The sequence below is a fragment of the Sphingobacterium sp. B16(2022) genome (assembly GCF_012030425.1).
Lineage (GTDB): Bacteria > Bacteroidota > Bacteroidia > Sphingobacteriales > Sphingobacteriaceae > Sphingobacterium > Sphingobacterium anhuiense.
Map to the genome: position 1 here is coordinate 1 of NZ_JAAUVN010000007.1, position 16,778 is coordinate 16,778.

A 16,778-nucleotide genomic window follows, 5' to 3' on the forward strand; every position below is an offset into this window, starting at 1 on the left:
ACAGAGAAGTCAAGCCCGCCAGAGCCGATGGTATTGCCGTAACAGGTGGGAGAGTAGGTCGGTGCCTTTTTTTATACAGAAGCCTTTGCTATACAGCAGAGGCTTTTTTGTGTTTATACCTTTTTATACCTGAGCTATTCTTACTTTAAGCTTCATTTAAATCCTAAATTTGTTCTATATTTGAAATGCTTTTATTTCAGCACGAATGTCACATATAACAATTATAGAATTAGCGGAACGTTTAGGTCTATCCAAGTCTACAGTATCACGGGCTTTCCGCGATGGTAATGATATCAATCCCAATACAAAAGCACGTATTTTAAAAATGGCTGATGAATTAGGATTTTCACCTAATATGTATGCGAGCAATTTAAGAGCTAATAAAAGTAGTACCATCGCTATTATAATACCTGAATTTGGAAATAAATTTTTTAGTCAGGCGATTAAAGGAATTGAATTGGTTGCCCGTTCAAAAAATTACCATACCTTAATTTATGTAACAGACCACCGCGTGGATAAAGAAGCTTCTATTATACGATCGTTGATCAACGGACGAGTAGATGGGGTTATTATGTCTGCTTCTGGTGAAGGCCATGATCATAGCCATCTTCAGGTACTAAAAGATAATAATATACCGGTTGTTTTCTTTGATAGAACTTATGATGATGTGAATACGAGCTATGTAACTGGAAACGATTTTGAGGCAAGTTTTGCTGCTACAGAGCATTTAATAGAGAATGATTGTAGACGAATTGCTTATTTGGTAATTAATCAAAACGTCTCTATTGGTAAGGTACGTATGGCGGGTTATCAGGCTGCTTTGAAAAAATATAAAATTCCTTTTGATACTAATTTGGTGCTTGATACGGTGAATGAATCAGAAGGTAATATGGAAGACATTAAGAATTTATATAAAATACAAAAACCTGATGGTTTATTTGCTTCCGTTGAACGTTTGGCTATTTCGGCAATGCGTGTTGCCAAAGATCAAGGAATTAATATTCCTTCTGAATTAAAGTTGATCTGCTTTTCATGTTTAGATATTGCAGATCTTCTAGAACCTGGATTAAGTGTTGTTAAACAACCCGCTTATGAAATGGGAAAAACTGCTACAGAATATCTGTGTCAACTGATTGCTAAACCGATTAGCTTCTCTAATCAAGAAGTAACTTATCTGGAATCTTCTCTAATTTTTCAGAAATCTAGTAAAAAAAATCATTAAAAAGTTTGGATTTAAGCCTTTAGCTTTTTATCTTAGATAAATATTGGGAACGTTCCCAGTATAGGATTACCAATTGTAAAGGGATTTTAGCTTTGAATTCATAGTATATTTTTAGCGTACAAGATGCTTTAATGCATCATTATGGGAACGTTCCCATAAATTATATTGCCAATTGTAAGGAGTTATGAGACATTATTTTATCTGTATATTTTTTAGTATATCGGTTATTTTTTTTAGTTGTAAAAAAAGTAATCCTGCCACTATAGCGATAGAAAGTGAAGTGTCTCCTAGTGATATTGGTTTAGTCACAACGAATAAGCTGTTTAATTACTGGGATGAGTCCATTACATTTATGTTTGATGTAAATAAGGGGAATCGGGCACTGGTATCGGCAGATGGACCATTGTTTTTACATATTGGGCTAATTACTGCTATAAGTAAAGATGAAAATGATTGGAAAGAGGTTGCTACGGATTGGACAAAAAATGATGATGCCTTTAAGCTAAGCCGTCAATCTGATGGACGGTATAGCATCACGTTAAAACCGAGTGAAGTTTTTAAAGGAATTGCTGGAACTGACGTGATTAAAATTGCGTTAGTAGTACGCAATGGTTCAGGAACAAAAATTCAGAGGAATAGAGATGGGTCTGATATTTATGTAGATGTTGCTACAAAAGGGGAAGTTCATCTTTCATTTTTAAAACCTAGCACACAGCCTACTTATATTTTAACATCGGAAAAAGAAGCTTATTTATTGAATGAAGAGCTCGCTATCGAAGTTTTTTCTACGGTAGCGGGCAAACTTTCACTACGTATTGATGAAGTTGAACAGGAAACTGTAAGCAATTCATCGCAGCACACATTTAAATGTAAGTTTGGAACTTTAGGTGTACATCTTATTACTGCTCGCATAGAAGTTAATGGAAATAGCTACGAGAAGAAGTTACGGATATTCGTTAATGATAAGCCTGAAATTGCAGCACTTCCTATCGGCGTCAATAAGAACGGTGTAACGATCGACAAGGAAAAGAAAACAGTGAGTTTCGCGTTAACTGCTCCTGGAAAATCAACTATTTTTCTATTAGGTAGTTTTAATAATTTTCAGGCAGAATCAGAGTATGTCTTGAAACAGACGCCTGATGGAAGTGCATGGTGGTTAACAGTAGCAGATTTGGATTTTTCAAAAAAGTATACCTATCAATTTCTAATTGATGGTCAGTTAAGAATAGGGGATCCTTACAGCAAGTTAGTATTGGACCCAATCTATGATAGCAATTTAGGAAGTTCGGTCGCTGAGTTGCCAGCATATCCGATACAGCAGACTACAGGTCAGGTGAGTGTATTGGAATTGAATGGTACGGACTATCCTTGGAAAGTTCAAAACTTTAACAAACCAAATGCTTATGATTTAGTGATTTATGAATTGCTTACACGTGATTTTTCAAAACAGCATAATTTTAATGCGATACGCGATTCCATTCCATATTTAAAGCGTCTAGGTATTAATGCCGTCGAACTGATGCCTGTTCAGGAAAGTGAAGCCAATTCTACTTGGGGTTACAATCCTTCTTATCATTTAGCCGTGGATAAATATTATGGTCGTGCAAATGATTTAAAAAGTCTCATCGATAATCTTCACCAGTCAGGAATTGCGGTGATCTTAGATGTGGTACTTAATCATGCATTCGGACAATCACCTCTCGCTCAACTGTATTTTGAAGGGCAAACGACGAGCTCTAACAATGTTTGGTTTAATATGATGCCAAGACATCCTTTTAATGTCGGATATGACTTTAATCATGAAAACCCTTATACACAAACTTTTGTGAAGGATGTTCTCAAGTATTGGATTACAGAATTTAAGATAGACGGCTTCCGTTTCGATTTATCAAAAGGATTTACACAGAAAAATACGGGTACTGCAGAAACTAACGTTGGGTCTTGGTCTGCTTATGATGCTAGCCGGGTTGCGATCTGGAAAAATTATCATGATTATCTTAAAATTCTTGATCCAAGTTGCTATGTCATTTTAGAACATTTCGGTTCTGATCAAGAGGAACAAGAATTAGCTGCTGAAGGAATGTTACTGTGGAATAATTTAAATGGGAATTTTAATGAAGCGACTATGGGCTATAATAGCGGATCTAAATCGGATTTAAGTAGATTATTTGCGGAATCACATGGTTTTAAGACAGCTAATATGGTGAGCTACATGGAGTCTCATGATGAAGAAAGAATCCAATTTAAGAATGCTCAATATGGTTATGCTGACGGTTCTTATTCTGTTAAGAATCTTGCTAATGCTTTGGATAGGATTCAAGCAGCAGCAACGTTTTTGTTAACTAGTCCTGGTCCAAAAATGATCTGGCAATTTGGTGAATTCGGTTACGATATCTCGATAGATGAAAATGGTCGAACAGGGGAAAAACCATTGAAATGGGATTATTTGTCCAACATTTCTCGTAAGCATTTATTTGAGCACTATGCAAAATTGATCAGGTTGAAAAAATTAAATTCAATTTTTAGAAAAGCAACTTTATTATCGTCCTCACTGCAGGATGGATTGAAATACTATACCATGTCTGATGGAAATCAAACTGTATTTGTTATCGGAAATTTTGACATTGTAACGAGAGCGTTTCACATTACATCAGATTTAGCGGGGAGCTGGTATGATAATATGACTCGATCGAATCTAAATTGGGATCAAAATAGTCAGATTACAATTAAGCCTGGTGGATATTACCTTTTAAGTAAAACTAAATTAATAAACTAAACATATAAAATCAATTACATTATGAGCAAATTTACATTACGTGCTGTAATGACCTTTGGTCTTTTGATGATGCTTTGGATTACTGCTTTTTCACAAAATTCTTCACTTTCTGGTAAAGTGGTGGATGATAAGGGAGAAATTGTGATCGGAGCTACTATTGTAATCAAAGGAAGTCCAATTTCAACAGCAACAAATCAAAACGGGGAGTACACAATTAATCAAGTGCCACTAGGAAAGACGACTGTTACGGTCAATATGATCGGTTACAGTTCTATGGATTTACCGATCCAAATTGTCTCCGGTGCAAATGTGTTGAATTTCAACTTGAATTCAAGTACCAATGATTTAGAAGAAGTAGTTGTGATCGGTTACGGTGTGGCCAAGAAAAAGCAAATTACAGGTTCTATATCAAGTGTCGGTCCAAAGGAATTTAATACTGGAGTAGTGAGTTCGCCTGACCAGTTATTGGCAGGTAAAGTTGCAGGTTTGACGGTGAATAGATCAGGTGGTGACCCTACTGCAGGATCCACTATCCAATTGCGCGGACCATCGTCATTGACTGCTAGTTCTTCACCATTGTATGTGATTGATGGGGTAGTCGGTGCAAACATTGAATTGGTAGCACCAGATGATATCGTATCGATGGATGTTATGAAAGATGCTTCGTCCACTGCAATTTATGGGTCACGTGCTGCAAATGGAGTTATTTTCGTGACGACAAAACGCGGTAAAGCAGGTAAGCCTGTCTTATCTTATAGTGGTTATGCTGCTATTGAAAGAGTTGCAAATCGTGTCAATGTGTTAAGTGCAGCTGAGCACAAGCAATTTGTTGCAGACAATGGTTTGACTGTAGCTGCCTCTGAGACTGGTTTTGATACTGATTGGCAAGATGAAATAACTCGGACTGGGGTTTCTCATAATCACAATCTCTCGCTAACAGGTGGTTCTGAAGGAACTCGCTATAATGCTTCTGTAAATTACTTTAATAACCAAGGTATTGTGAAAAGAAGTGATTTAGAAAGGGTCGTAGCGCGGGTTGGAATTGATCAAAATGCTTTTGATGATCGCTTGAAATTAGCGCTTAATGTTACGAATAGTATGAACAAATCCAATCATGTAGACTACGGGATTTTTAATGGGGCAGCTCGTTATCTGCCTACTTCACCGGTTCGTTCTGATGATGTTGCTTATGCACCATATAATGGTTATTTCCAAGTACCTGGAAGAACAAACTATTTCAATCCTGTAGCCATGTTAAATCAACGCGATGAAGAGCGAAATAACAATACTTTGCTAGCTAGTTTAAAAGCGGATCTGACGATCTTCAAGGGATTGACCTGGACTAACGTGATATCGTATCAGCAAAATCAATTTGATAAAAAATACTATATGCATCGTACAGACTTTGATTCGAAAGCATTGGGAAGAGGATTTGCTGAACGTTCAAACTTGAAAAATATAGATAAGATTTTTGAGTCTTATGTTAATTATAATGTCACTAAGAATCTTCATTCTTTTGATGCAATGGCTGGTTATTCGTATCAGAAAACTAAAAATAATGATGGTGTTGTTGCTTCTTCTGTCGGTTTTATGTCTGACGATCTAGGAGGCAATAACCTTAATTTAGGAACCTTGCCAGATGGTTATAATCCTTATAGTACCTATCCTTATATTTTAGAATCTTTATTGATTTCGGTTTATGGTCGTGTGGGATATAATTATGATGAAAAATATTTGTTAAGTGCATCTGTACGTCGTGACGGTTCATCAAAATTTGGAAAAAATAATAGATGGGCAACATTTCCTTCAATTTCCGGAGCTTGGAGAATAAGTAGGGAAAGTTTCATGCAAGACCAAGATTTATTTAGTGAATTAAAGTTACGTATGGGGTATGGTGTTTCAGGAAATCAAAATATAGATCCATATCGACAGATCATTATTTTCGGTCCTCAAAATGGTCAATTTCTATATAATGGTAATTGGATGAATGCCTATGGCGTTAACCAAAATGAAAACCCTGATTTAAAATGGGAAAGTACATCAATGTTTAATGCTGGATTGGATTTTGAATTATGGAGAGGGCGTTTTGGAGGTACCATTGAATATTATAATAAAGAAACTAAGGATTTATTGTATGAGTACGACGTTCCTTCGCCACCTTATCAGTTCAATCGTTTATTAGCTAATGGAGCAAGCATGAGTAATAAAGGTGTTGAGATCACTTTAAATGCCGTCGTTTATCGCAATAGTGATTTTTCATATAATACAACTGTCAACTTCGCCCGTAATATCAATAAGGTTGGTTCATTAGCTTCAAATATCGAAAATATTGGCGTATCGCAGCGTTATGAAGGAAGTATTGGTCTTGACGGCTGGACCGGTCAAACGGCAGCAATTGTTTTACCAGGTCATGCATTAGGAACATTCTATGTTGCTAATTATATGGGCTACGATGAAGTTGCGAAGAAAACGATTTATCAAAAACCAACAGGTGAACTTGTCACACAGGATCAGATTTCGGCACCAGATGATTATATGGTCATGGGGCAGGCGCTTCCTAAATTTACTTATGGATGGAATAATAGTTTTCAATATAAAAACTGGGACTTAAACTTCTTCTTACGTGGTATGTATGGCAATCAAATTTTTAATGCTACCCGTGCCGATTTAAGCCGTCTTCAACAAGCAAATGTGACGAATATTTCTAAAGATGCAGTTGAAGAAGGCATCTTTGAAACGCCACTAATTGCTTCTAGCAGATTTATTGAAGATGGTTCATTTTTAAGACTAGATAATGCAACATTGGGTTATACATTTAGTACCAAAGAATCTAAATATTTAAAAAATGCTCGGTTATATGTATCTGGACAAAATTTATTTACGATAACCAAATATTCGGGTGTAGACCCAGAGGTAAGTTTAGGTGGTTTAGCACCTGGTGTTGATAATAGAAATTATTATCCGAAAACAAGATCTTTCTTGTTAGGTGTGAAATTAACTTTTTAACCCTTATTCACAATTAGTTATGAAAAAGAGATTCAGTAAAATTCATTTATTCTTATTTGCCGGGTTACTGGTTGCAGGACAGTCTTGTACCAAATTTGACGATAAGATGTATTCAGCATATACAGAAGATACATTTCCCAAGACTCCAGAACAATTTATCGCCTTAACAGGGCCTGTATATACCAGTGCAAGAGGTTATTTTGATAATTATTTTAGTCTGCAAACAGCGGGATCTGATGAAGTTATTATCCCAACAAGAGGAGGAGATTGGTTTGATGGTGGAAAATGGCGGGACATGCATTACCATACTTGGTCAGCGTCACATGAAGTTGTTCAAAATAATTGGGATTGGGGTTTCAATGCAATAGGTACTTGTAACCGTGTGCTTAGTATTTTAGAACAAGCTCCAGAATCAACTACAAAAGCACAGACAATTTCTGAAATAAAAGCCATGCGCGCTTGGTATTATTTTATGATGATGGATGCTTACGGAAACATTCCGCTAGTTACCAGCTTTGATACAGGAACAGAGTTACCGGCAACTACAGCTCGGGCAGAAGTCTATAAATTCATTGTAAAAGATTTAGAAGATAATCTAGCAAATTTAAGTGAAGAAAAAACAGAAGCTACTTATGGTCGACCAACAAAATGGTTTGCACATACCTTATTAGCAAAACTGTACTTAAATGCACAGGTTTATAGTGGCACTGCAAATTGGAATAAGGTGGTTGAACATAGCAATGCTGTCATTAATTCGGGGAAATATGCGCTAGAAAATGATTTTTTGACGCAATTTAAACCTGATAATGGCGCTTCAAATCCTGAACCAATATTTTCAATTCCTTATGATGCTTCCCGTGCTACAGGGAATACTTTATTCAACCGTGTACTACATTATGCACATCGTCAAACCTTTGAATTGAGCATTAATCCGTGGAATGGATGGAGTGCACAACCGGCCTATTTTGACTTGTTTGAAAATGCGGATAATCGTAAAAAACAATGGTTATATGGTCAACAGTATAATTCTACGGGTCAACCTCTGAATTATAACGGACTTAATGTCATCTTAGATCCATATAATTATAAATTAATACCGGGATCTGATTTTGACATTGGAGGAGCGGATGATGGAGGACGTTTAGCAGGTGCACGTTGTATCAAATACTATCCGGATAAGAACCAGATTAGTAATAATGCCGGCAATGATGTGGTTGTATTCCGCCTAGCAGACGTGTTGCTGATGAAAGCCGAAGCTGTTTTAAGAGGAGCTACAGCAGCAAGTGTTTCCCAAGCTGTTGATGCAGCTAATCAGGTCCGTAAACGTGCATTCCCAGTTAATCCGGAGAAACATTTTACGGCTAGCACATTAACTTTGGACGCTATTTATAAAGAACGTGCCTTAGAATTTACGTTTGAATTGACCAGAAGAACAGATATGATTCGTTTTGGTAGATGGGAAGATGCTCAGTTATTTAAACCAGCAAATGCTGGAGAAACTTACAAACGTCTATTTCCTATTCCCGCAAGAGCAAGAGCTAATAATAATAAATTGGATCAAAATCCTGGTTATTAATCTTTAAATGAATAGAAATTATGAAAATGTCTAATATATTTCGATTACTATTAGTTTTATTTGTTGGTATTACTTCCCTTTTGTTCTCTTGTAAGAAAGTGGAGCACGGTACGGACGTTCCAATATTGTCGATTAACGAAAGTACAGTTTCGACCATTCAAGTCGGGAAAAAATTAAAAGTTAGTTTTATTGCTAATCAGGTTACGGATTTTACATTCTCTATTGTACCCGTAAGTGCAGGCGAAGCTTTGATCACAGAAAATATTACTGTTGATCCCAATACATTTATTTTATCAAAAGAATTTGATATTCCTAATCAAGCATCATGGATAGGAGAGGCTTTACTCAAAATCAGTTATAATTCTTCAGGACAGATTATTGAAAAAACAAGACCAATTACTTTCACAGAGAGTAATCCACAAATGTTTCTTGTTGGAGGCTCAGTTGCCGCTGGTTGGGAACCAACTTTAGCGCTTCCGATGAGTTTGTACGATAAAGAAAGTAAAACTAAGTTTGAGATTTATGAGTACGTTACCGTAGATGGTTCTGGATTTAAATTTTTACCGACTAATGTTGACTGGACAGATGCTTTTGGTAAAGGAGCAACAGACGGAACATTATTACAAAGCGGTGATGCTGGAAATATTACTGTTTCTTCGAATGATTTTTATAGAATTCGGATGGATGCTGAAGCTCAAACCTATGAAGTGTCAAAATCAACCTGGGGGGTTATCGGTAGTGCAACTCCTAAAGGTTGGGATAGTGATACAGATTTAACTTTTGTAGGTAGCAAGGGAGTATATACCTGGAAAGTAACAGTAAACCTGGTTGCGGGTGAATTAAAATTCCGAATGGACGATGATTGGGCTGTGAATATCGGGGGCGACTTATCCGCTCTACAACAAGATGGTGCCAATATAGCAATTGCTACTGCTGGTAAATACGATATTGAACTGTCACGAACAGCTTCAGGTTATTCTGCAAAAATTTCTAAAAACTAATTTAATAGGGAGCATGAGGCTCCCTATTTCTTCAAACTTTTTTTGAACGATGATACGTTTATTGTTAAGTGGTGTTTTTATGCTACTTCAGCTTTCTTATGCCTTCTCTCAAGGTAAATTTTCTATACAAAGAGTCGAACCTTTGCATTGGTGGGTTGGTATGAAATCTTCTGATTTGCAGTTGATTATTTATGGAAAAGGCATTGGGAAGAGTACGGTTAAAATCAAGAAGCAAGGCTTAACCTTAGTCAAAACTAATCCGGTTGAAAATTCCGATTATTTATTTCTAGATCTATCGGTTGACTCCGACGCAACTGCTGGCTTTTATCCAATTGAATTTTATGAAAATAATAAGCTAGTAGGAAGCTATAAATATGAATTAAAAAATAGAGAAACATCTTCTGTGAAAGCTCAGGGTGTCCATTCCGACGATTTGATCTACTTAATCATGCCAGATCGCTTTGCCAATGGAAACACAAAGAATGATCAAATAAAAGGTTTACGGGAGATTCAGGTAAACCGTGATTCCATGTATGCTCGTCATGGTGGTGATATAGATGGTGTTATTCAACATCTAGATTATCTAGCTGATCTAGGAGTTACTTCTGTGTGGTTAACACCAGTACTGACCAATGATATGCCCCAGGCTTCCTATCATGGTTATGCAAATACAGAAAACTATCATATTGATCCACGATTGGGAACCAATGAAACCTACCGTAAACTTGGGGAGGAACTACACAAACGAAATATGAAATTGGTACATGATGTCGTTCCGAATCACGTAGGACTGTATCATTGGACCGTAATTGACAAGCCTTTTAAAGACTGGTTGCATGAATGGCCAAGTTTTACACAAACTACTTATAAAGATCAGACTATTTTCGATCCTTATGCTTCCGTTGCAGATCGCGAGCGAATGGAAAAAGGATGGTTTGTAGAGACGATGCCCGACATGAATCAAGAAAATGAATATGTTCAGAAGTATATTCTACAGAGTCATATTTGGTGGATTGAGTATGCAGGTATTGATGGTTTTCGTATAGATACCTATCCATACAACGATTTGGATTTTATGGCTAAATGGACAGCGGCAATTCAAAAAGAATATCCTCAGTTTTCATTCTTTGGTGAAACATGGGTACAGTCTGTACCGAATCAAGCTTATTTCTTAGGAGGACAACGTGTTGGCCAGTCGATCGATACGAAGCTTGATGGTGTCACTGATTTTCAATTAAATTATGCTATCGCAGATGCATTGAATAATGAAAAGGATGGTGCAAATAGATTGTATGCAACTTTAGGATCGGATTATCAATATCCTAATCCATTAGCGAATGTAATATTTTTAGATAATCATGACAAGGACCGTTTTTTCTCTGTGGTTGGAGAGGACATAGAGAAGTATAAAGCGGCATTCTCTTGGTTGCTGACATCTCGTGGTATACCACAGATGTATTATGGTGCAGAGGTATTGATGAAGAATTTTAATAGACCTGATGGCTTACTACGTGAAGATTTTAAAGGTGGATTTGCGGGTGATACTGTTAATAAATTTAATGCTTCAGGCCGATCTGATGCAGAAAATGAACTGTTCGATCATATTAAAAAGTTAGCGAATTATCGTAAGAATAATACGGTGCTACAATATGGAGCAACACAGCATTATGTACCGGAACATAATGTGTATGCATATTTCAGATCTCACGAAAACCAAGTAGTATCTGTTTTTATGAACTGTAATGACAAGGAGGTTAAATTACCCTTAGCTAGATTTAGGGAGAGTATGAAAGAAGCAACGCGAATGAAAAATATTTTAACAGATATCGATCAAGAAATACCATTGGAAATTACATTAAAACCTCATCAAACAGTGGTGTTTGAATTAAAAAAATAAAAAATGAAAAGTGCATTGGACCTTTTGAAGGAAATTAAGGGAGTAATTTTTGATCTCGACGGTGTTTTGGTGGATACTGCGGTATTTCATTTTCAAGCTTGGAAAAGACTTGCTCAGGAATTGGGATTTGATTTTACAGAGATTGAAAATGAACAATTAAAAGGTGTAAGTAGAATTGCTTCACTAGAGAAAATTTTAAACTGGGCTGGAGTTGATGCTTCTGAAAGTGAAAAAATAGAAATGGCAGAACGGAAAAATCGCTGGTATTTAGATTTAGTTGAGCAAATGAAAGCAGATGAAATTCTACCTGGATCTCTTGAACTGTTGCATTGGTTAAAGAAAAATGGATATCAGGTTGCATTAGGGTCTGCGAGTAAAAATGCACCGCTTATCCTCGAGAAAACGGGTATGATTTCTTTTTTTGATGTCCTTGTTGATGGTAATAGTGTGAGTCTTTCTAAACCTAATCCAGAGGTTTTTTTAAAAGCTGCCCGTGATCTTAAGTTACTTCCAGAAGTATGTCTGGTGTTTGAAGATGCGCAGGCCGGGGTAGATGCTGCAAGGGCTGCAGGAATGAGTGTGATTGGTATCGGTTCAAACTTGAATGGAACCGATTTGTCAATCAGCAGTTTGGAAGAAGTTTTAAATTAATTAGTTGATTTTGCAATGAAAAATTACATCGTCCACGATGAGTGGAATATCATAGAAGAAGGGTTTCAGCCCGCATATAATGAAGTCTCAGAAAGTATATTTTCTATTGGAAATGGAAGAATGGGACAACGAGCAAATTTTGAAGAAGACTATAGCGGTAAATCATTGCCAGGATCATATTTGGCTGGAGTTTATTATCCTGATAAAACCCGCGTTGGTTGGTGGAAAAATGGTTATCCTGAATATTTTGCGAAGGTTATTAACGCTATCAATTGGATTGGTCTTCATATCGAAGTGAATGGTGAGGTTTTGGATCTCGCAAAATGTGATGTACATAGTTTTCAACGAAAACTGGATATGAAGCATGGATTATTAGTTCGATCTTTTGACGCAAGACTTCAAAATGGTGTGGAGATTCGTGTAAAGAGCATGCGGATATTTCATCTTTTTCAGTCTGAAACAGCATCTTTAAAATATACTATCCAAGTTCTGAATCAAAAAGCTTCTTTACAGGTGGAGTCTTATTTGGAAGGAGATGTCGTGAATAGAGACAGTAACTATGATGAACATTTTTGGAATTTTATTTCAAGTGGTACATCAGATTCACAGTTAAATGTGACGATGAAAACGAAGAAAACAGATTTCATAGTCCGGGCTGATTTGTTTAATAACTTTACTTTAAATAATAAAACTCTGGAATCCAAACTTTCAAAAGAAGGTGCATATGTTTCTGAAAGTGTAGCAATTTCTATAGAGCCAGGCGATATATTCTCTGTAGAAAAACGTGTTTCGATGGTTACTTCTCAAAATTATACTGAAACTGAATTAGTTGTGACGGGAAAAGCAAATATCGAAAAAATTTCTGCCATAACATTTGATGAATTACAACATAATCAGGCATTGGCCTGGGGAAATTTCTGGAATGAAAGTGATATTGAGATCACTGCAGATGTTGCCGCACAGCAAGCTATTCGTTTTAATATATTCCAATTATACCAAACTTATACTGGCGAAGATTCCAGACTTAATATTGGTCCAAAAGGATTTACGGGTGAAAAGTATGGTGGTGTGACCTATTGGGATACAGAGGCTTATTGTGTTCCTTTTTACCTTGCTACGCAACCCTCGGCTATTGCCCGCAATTTATTGCTGTATCGCTATCAGCATCTGGATAAGGCGATTGAGAATGCCGCAAAACTTGGTTTTTCAAATGGAGCGGCTTTATATCCTATGGTTACAATGAATGGAGAAGAGTGTCATAACGAATGGGAGATTACTTTTGAAGAGATCCACCGTAATGGCGCAATTGCTTTTGCCATCTACAATTATCAGCGCTATACCGGTGATTGGTCATATGTCGAAAATTATGGGCTTGAAGTATTGATCGCTATCAGTCGTTTCTGGGCACAACGTGTCAACTGGAGTGCGGAGAAGGATAAATATGTTATACTGGGAGTTACTGGTCCTAATGAATATGAAAACAATGTCAATAATAACTGGTATACCAATACGATTGCTAGCTGGTGTTTAAAGTATACGCTGGAATCCATACAAACGTTAAAAGATAGTGATCATATCAAACTAAAGGTCTTATTTGAAAAAGTTGCTTTTAAGCAAGAAGAAGCCGTTGCATGGCAGCATGTCATGGATCATTTATATTATCCGATCGATACTGAAAGCGGGATATTTTTACAACAGGATGGTTATTTAGATAAAGAGCAAGTCTTAGTTGCTGATTTGCCTGATACAGAGCGACCGATCAATCAAAAGTGGAGTTGGGACCGTATTTTGAGATCATGTTTTATAAAACAAGCAGATGTACTTCAAGGCTTATATTTCTTTGAAGATCAATATGATTTAGATACGATAAGAAAGAATTATGATTTTTATGAACCGCGAACTGTTCATGAAAGTTCACTGTCACCCTGTGTTCACGCTATTTTAGCTTCAAAATTGGGTAATGAGGCTAAAGCATATGAATTTTACCTTAGAACAGCCCGTTTAGATCTGGATGATTATAACAATGACACCGAAGATGGATTACACATCACATCGATGGCCGGAACCTGGATGTCTATCGTCGAAGGTTTTGCAGGGATGCGGGTGAAAAACAATACATTGATTTTTCAAACTTTCATTCCTAAAACTTGGGAAAGTTATGCTTTTCATGTTCAGTTTAGGGGAGTGAAATTATTTGTAAAAATAAAACAGCATGATTTTGAACTGATCAATAAGTCTAATCAAGAAATTAATATTATTTTTAACGGAGAGGCAATCTCTGTTAAGCCAAGTGCATAACCAGCTAAGCAATAAAATTATGATTTCAAAACTGCATAAACCAAAACTGTCAACTGTTCAGATTATCAATATGAGCATAGGCTTTTTGGGTATCCAAACAGGGTTTGCTCTTCAAAATGGTAATGCCTCGCGCATTCTCCAGACATTTGGAGCTGATGTTGAGCATTTATCACTTTTTTGGTTGGCAGCTCCGATCACCGGAATGATTGTTCAGCCCATAATAGGCTATTATAGTGATCGGACATGGAATAAAATTGGACGTCGCAAACCTTATTTTTTGATCGGTGCTATTTTAACTGCAATCGCACTGATATTAATGCCTAATGCTGCATTGTTTACGGCTATTTTACCTCCGTTATTAGTAGGGGCGGGAATGTTGACCATTATGGATGCATCAATTAATGTTACGATGGAACCATTTAGGGCATTGGTTGCAGATAATTTACCGAGTTCACAACGGAGTTTAGGATTTTCTGTTCAAACCTTTATTATCGGATTTGGGGCAGTAATAGGATCTTGGTTACCGTATGTGTTAACTCATTATTTTGGAGTGGAAGGAACAGCTGCAGAAGGGGTAATTCCTCTCAATGTAATATATTCCTTTTATTGTGGGGCAGGTATATTGCTGTTATCCATTTTATGGACAGTTTTATCGACAAAGGAGTATAATCCAGCAGAATTAGCTTCTTTTGAAGATGCATCTCAACAAGTTGAAGTTGAGCATCATTCTGGTTTATTTGCTATTGCTGCAGATTTTAGATCCATGCCAAAGACGATGAAACAATTGGGTGTCGTACAGTTTTTTTCATGGTTCGCACTTTTTATGATGTGGGTGTATACTACTCCCGCAATTGCAGAACATATCTTTTATTTAAAGGGGGGGGATAAATCGAAGCTTTATATGGATGCAGCCAATTGGGTAGGAGTGCTTTTTGGTATTTATAATGCCGTTTCGGCAATCTATGCTTTGTTTTTAGCTAAGATAGCAACTAAATTTGGGCGCAAGCAGACACATGCTTTTTCACTCACTATGGGAGGTCTAGGATTGATGTCGATTTTTATTATTAAAGATCCCAATCTCTTAATTATTCCTATGATTGGGGTAGGACTGGCTTGGGGAAGTATATTAGCAATGCCATATGCTATTTTGAGTGATAGTTTGCCTGCAAAAAAAATGGGGGTTTATATGGGAATTTTTAATTTCTTCATCACATTTCCTCAGATTGTCTGTGGTTTTTTTGGAGGTTATATGATCAAGATATTCTTTGATAGTAATTCTGTTTACGGAATATTATTAGCAGGTGTCTTTATGCTACTTGGTTCATTATCTGTATTGCGCATTAAAGATAAAATTTAAGATATAATATGGATAAAAAAAAAGCTTCTCTATTGAGAAGCTTTTTTTGCTCAAATTGAAAGATATTTTTTAATTTAGAGCTTATCTGTATAAATGCATTCATATGTTTAGCACTCGAATTACTTATATTCTTTTTCTTTTTTCTTTTATTTTTCTATCAAAATTAAAGGCCCAAACTGATGACCGGACATTAGATGATGGGGTGATTCGTATACTGGCTATTGGTAATAGTTTTTCAGAAGATGCTATTGAAAACAATTTATTTGAACTGGCAAATGCTCGGGGGAAAAAAATTGTGATCGGTAATTTATATATAGGAGGAGCACCCTTGGAGCTACATGTTAAAAATGCTTTGGGAGATAGTAGTGCCTATAGCTATCGAAAAGTAGATGAATCCGGAGCGAAGAGCGTACATGAGCATATGAAAATATCGGCTGCGCTTTTAGATGAACCATGGGATTATATCAGTTTTCAACAGGCAAGCCCTCTATCGGGAAAATATGACACTTATGCAAAGGATTTACCTTTGCTATATGCTTATGTAAAGGAGCATGTCAAGTATCCGGAAACTAAGTATATTCTACATCAAACATGGGCTTATCAACATGATAGTGATCATAGTGGATTTAGTTTATATGAACGCAATCAAGAGCAAATGTATAAAGCTATTGTATCGACATCTGAAAAGGTATATAAATGGGGGAATTTTTCAATTTTGATTCCTTGTGGAACTGCAATACAAAATGCTAGAACGACTTATGTCGGAGACCATTTTACACGGGATGGCTATCATCTTAATTTAAATTATGGTAGATTTATTGCAGCCTGTGTTTGGTATGAAGCCCTATTTAAGGAAGATGTTCGGAATAATGCGTTTGTACCGCTTTCAATAAGTTATGTTGAAAGTAAAATAGCAAAGCAAGCCGCTCATCATGCTATTATACATCCATATAATATAACGCTTCTCACGGATTATACTTTTTGGACTTATTGA

10 protein-coding genes are annotated in these 16,778 nt (G+C 36.5%); all 10 read left to right on the forward strand.

Translation table 11 applies throughout. The annotated features are described in order from the left end of the window. Window positions 1–205 precede the first annotated feature (205 nt). Window positions 206–1,222 carry a LacI family DNA-binding transcriptional regulator gene (locus HCX49_RS23740; protein ID WP_168128328.1) on the forward strand — a complete coding sequence of 339 codons (1,017 nt, stop codon included), beginning with the start codon at window positions 206–208 and terminating at the stop codon, window positions 1,220–1,222. Window positions 1,223–1,406: 184 nt separating this feature from the next. Then, window positions 1,407–3,998, forward strand: coding sequence for an alpha-amylase family glycosyl hydrolase (locus tag HCX49_RS23745; protein ID WP_168128329.1), 2,592 nt, complete (start codon window positions 1,407–1,409; stop codon window positions 3,996–3,998). A gap of 21 nt (window positions 3,999–4,019) precedes the next feature. Beyond that, window positions 4,020–7,004: a SusC/RagA family TonB-linked outer membrane protein gene (locus HCX49_RS23750; RefSeq protein WP_168128330.1), complete on the forward strand. Its 2,985-nt coding sequence runs from the start codon at window positions 4,020–4,022 to the stop codon at window positions 7,002–7,004. 19 nt (window positions 7,005–7,023) lie between these two features. Continuing rightward, on the forward strand, window positions 7,024–8,580 hold the full coding sequence (locus HCX49_RS23755) for a RagB/SusD family nutrient uptake outer membrane protein (protein WP_132772093.1): 1,557 nt from the start codon (window positions 7,024–7,026) through the stop codon (window positions 8,578–8,580). A 26-nt stretch (window positions 8,581–8,606) separates the two neighbouring features. After that, window positions 8,607–9,581, forward strand: a complete 975-nt coding sequence (locus HCX49_RS23760) for a SusF/SusE family outer membrane protein (RefSeq protein WP_165905965.1) — start codon at window positions 8,607–8,609, stop codon at window positions 9,579–9,581. 49 nt (window positions 9,582–9,630) lie between these two features. Next, window positions 9,631–11,478: a glycoside hydrolase family 13 protein gene (locus tag HCX49_RS23765; RefSeq protein ID WP_168128331.1), complete on the forward strand. Its 1,848-nt coding sequence runs from the start codon at window positions 9,631–9,633 to the stop codon at window positions 11,476–11,478. Window positions 11,479–11,481: 3 nt separating this feature from the next. Further along, window positions 11,482–12,129 (forward strand): beta-phosphoglucomutase, encoded by a 648-nt coding sequence (gene pgmB / locus HCX49_RS23770; protein ID WP_021187800.1) that lies wholly within the window; start codon window positions 11,482–11,484, stop codon window positions 12,127–12,129. 15 nt (window positions 12,130–12,144) lie between these two features. Next, window positions 12,145–14,427, forward strand: a complete 2,283-nt coding sequence (locus tag HCX49_RS23775; RefSeq protein ID WP_132772096.1) for a family 65 glycosyl hydrolase domain-containing protein — start codon at window positions 12,145–12,147, stop codon at window positions 14,425–14,427. A 19-nt stretch (window positions 14,428–14,446) separates the two neighbouring features. Next, window positions 14,447–15,784 carry an MFS transporter gene (locus HCX49_RS23780; RefSeq protein WP_168128332.1) on the forward strand — a complete coding sequence of 446 codons (1,338 nt, stop codon included), beginning with the start codon at window positions 14,447–14,449 and terminating at the stop codon, window positions 15,782–15,784. A gap of 103 nt (window positions 15,785–15,887) precedes the next feature. Further along, window positions 15,888–16,778 (forward strand): DUF4886 domain-containing protein, encoded by an 891-nt coding sequence (locus tag HCX49_RS23785; protein WP_168128333.1) that lies wholly within the window; start codon window positions 15,888–15,890, stop codon window positions 16,776–16,778.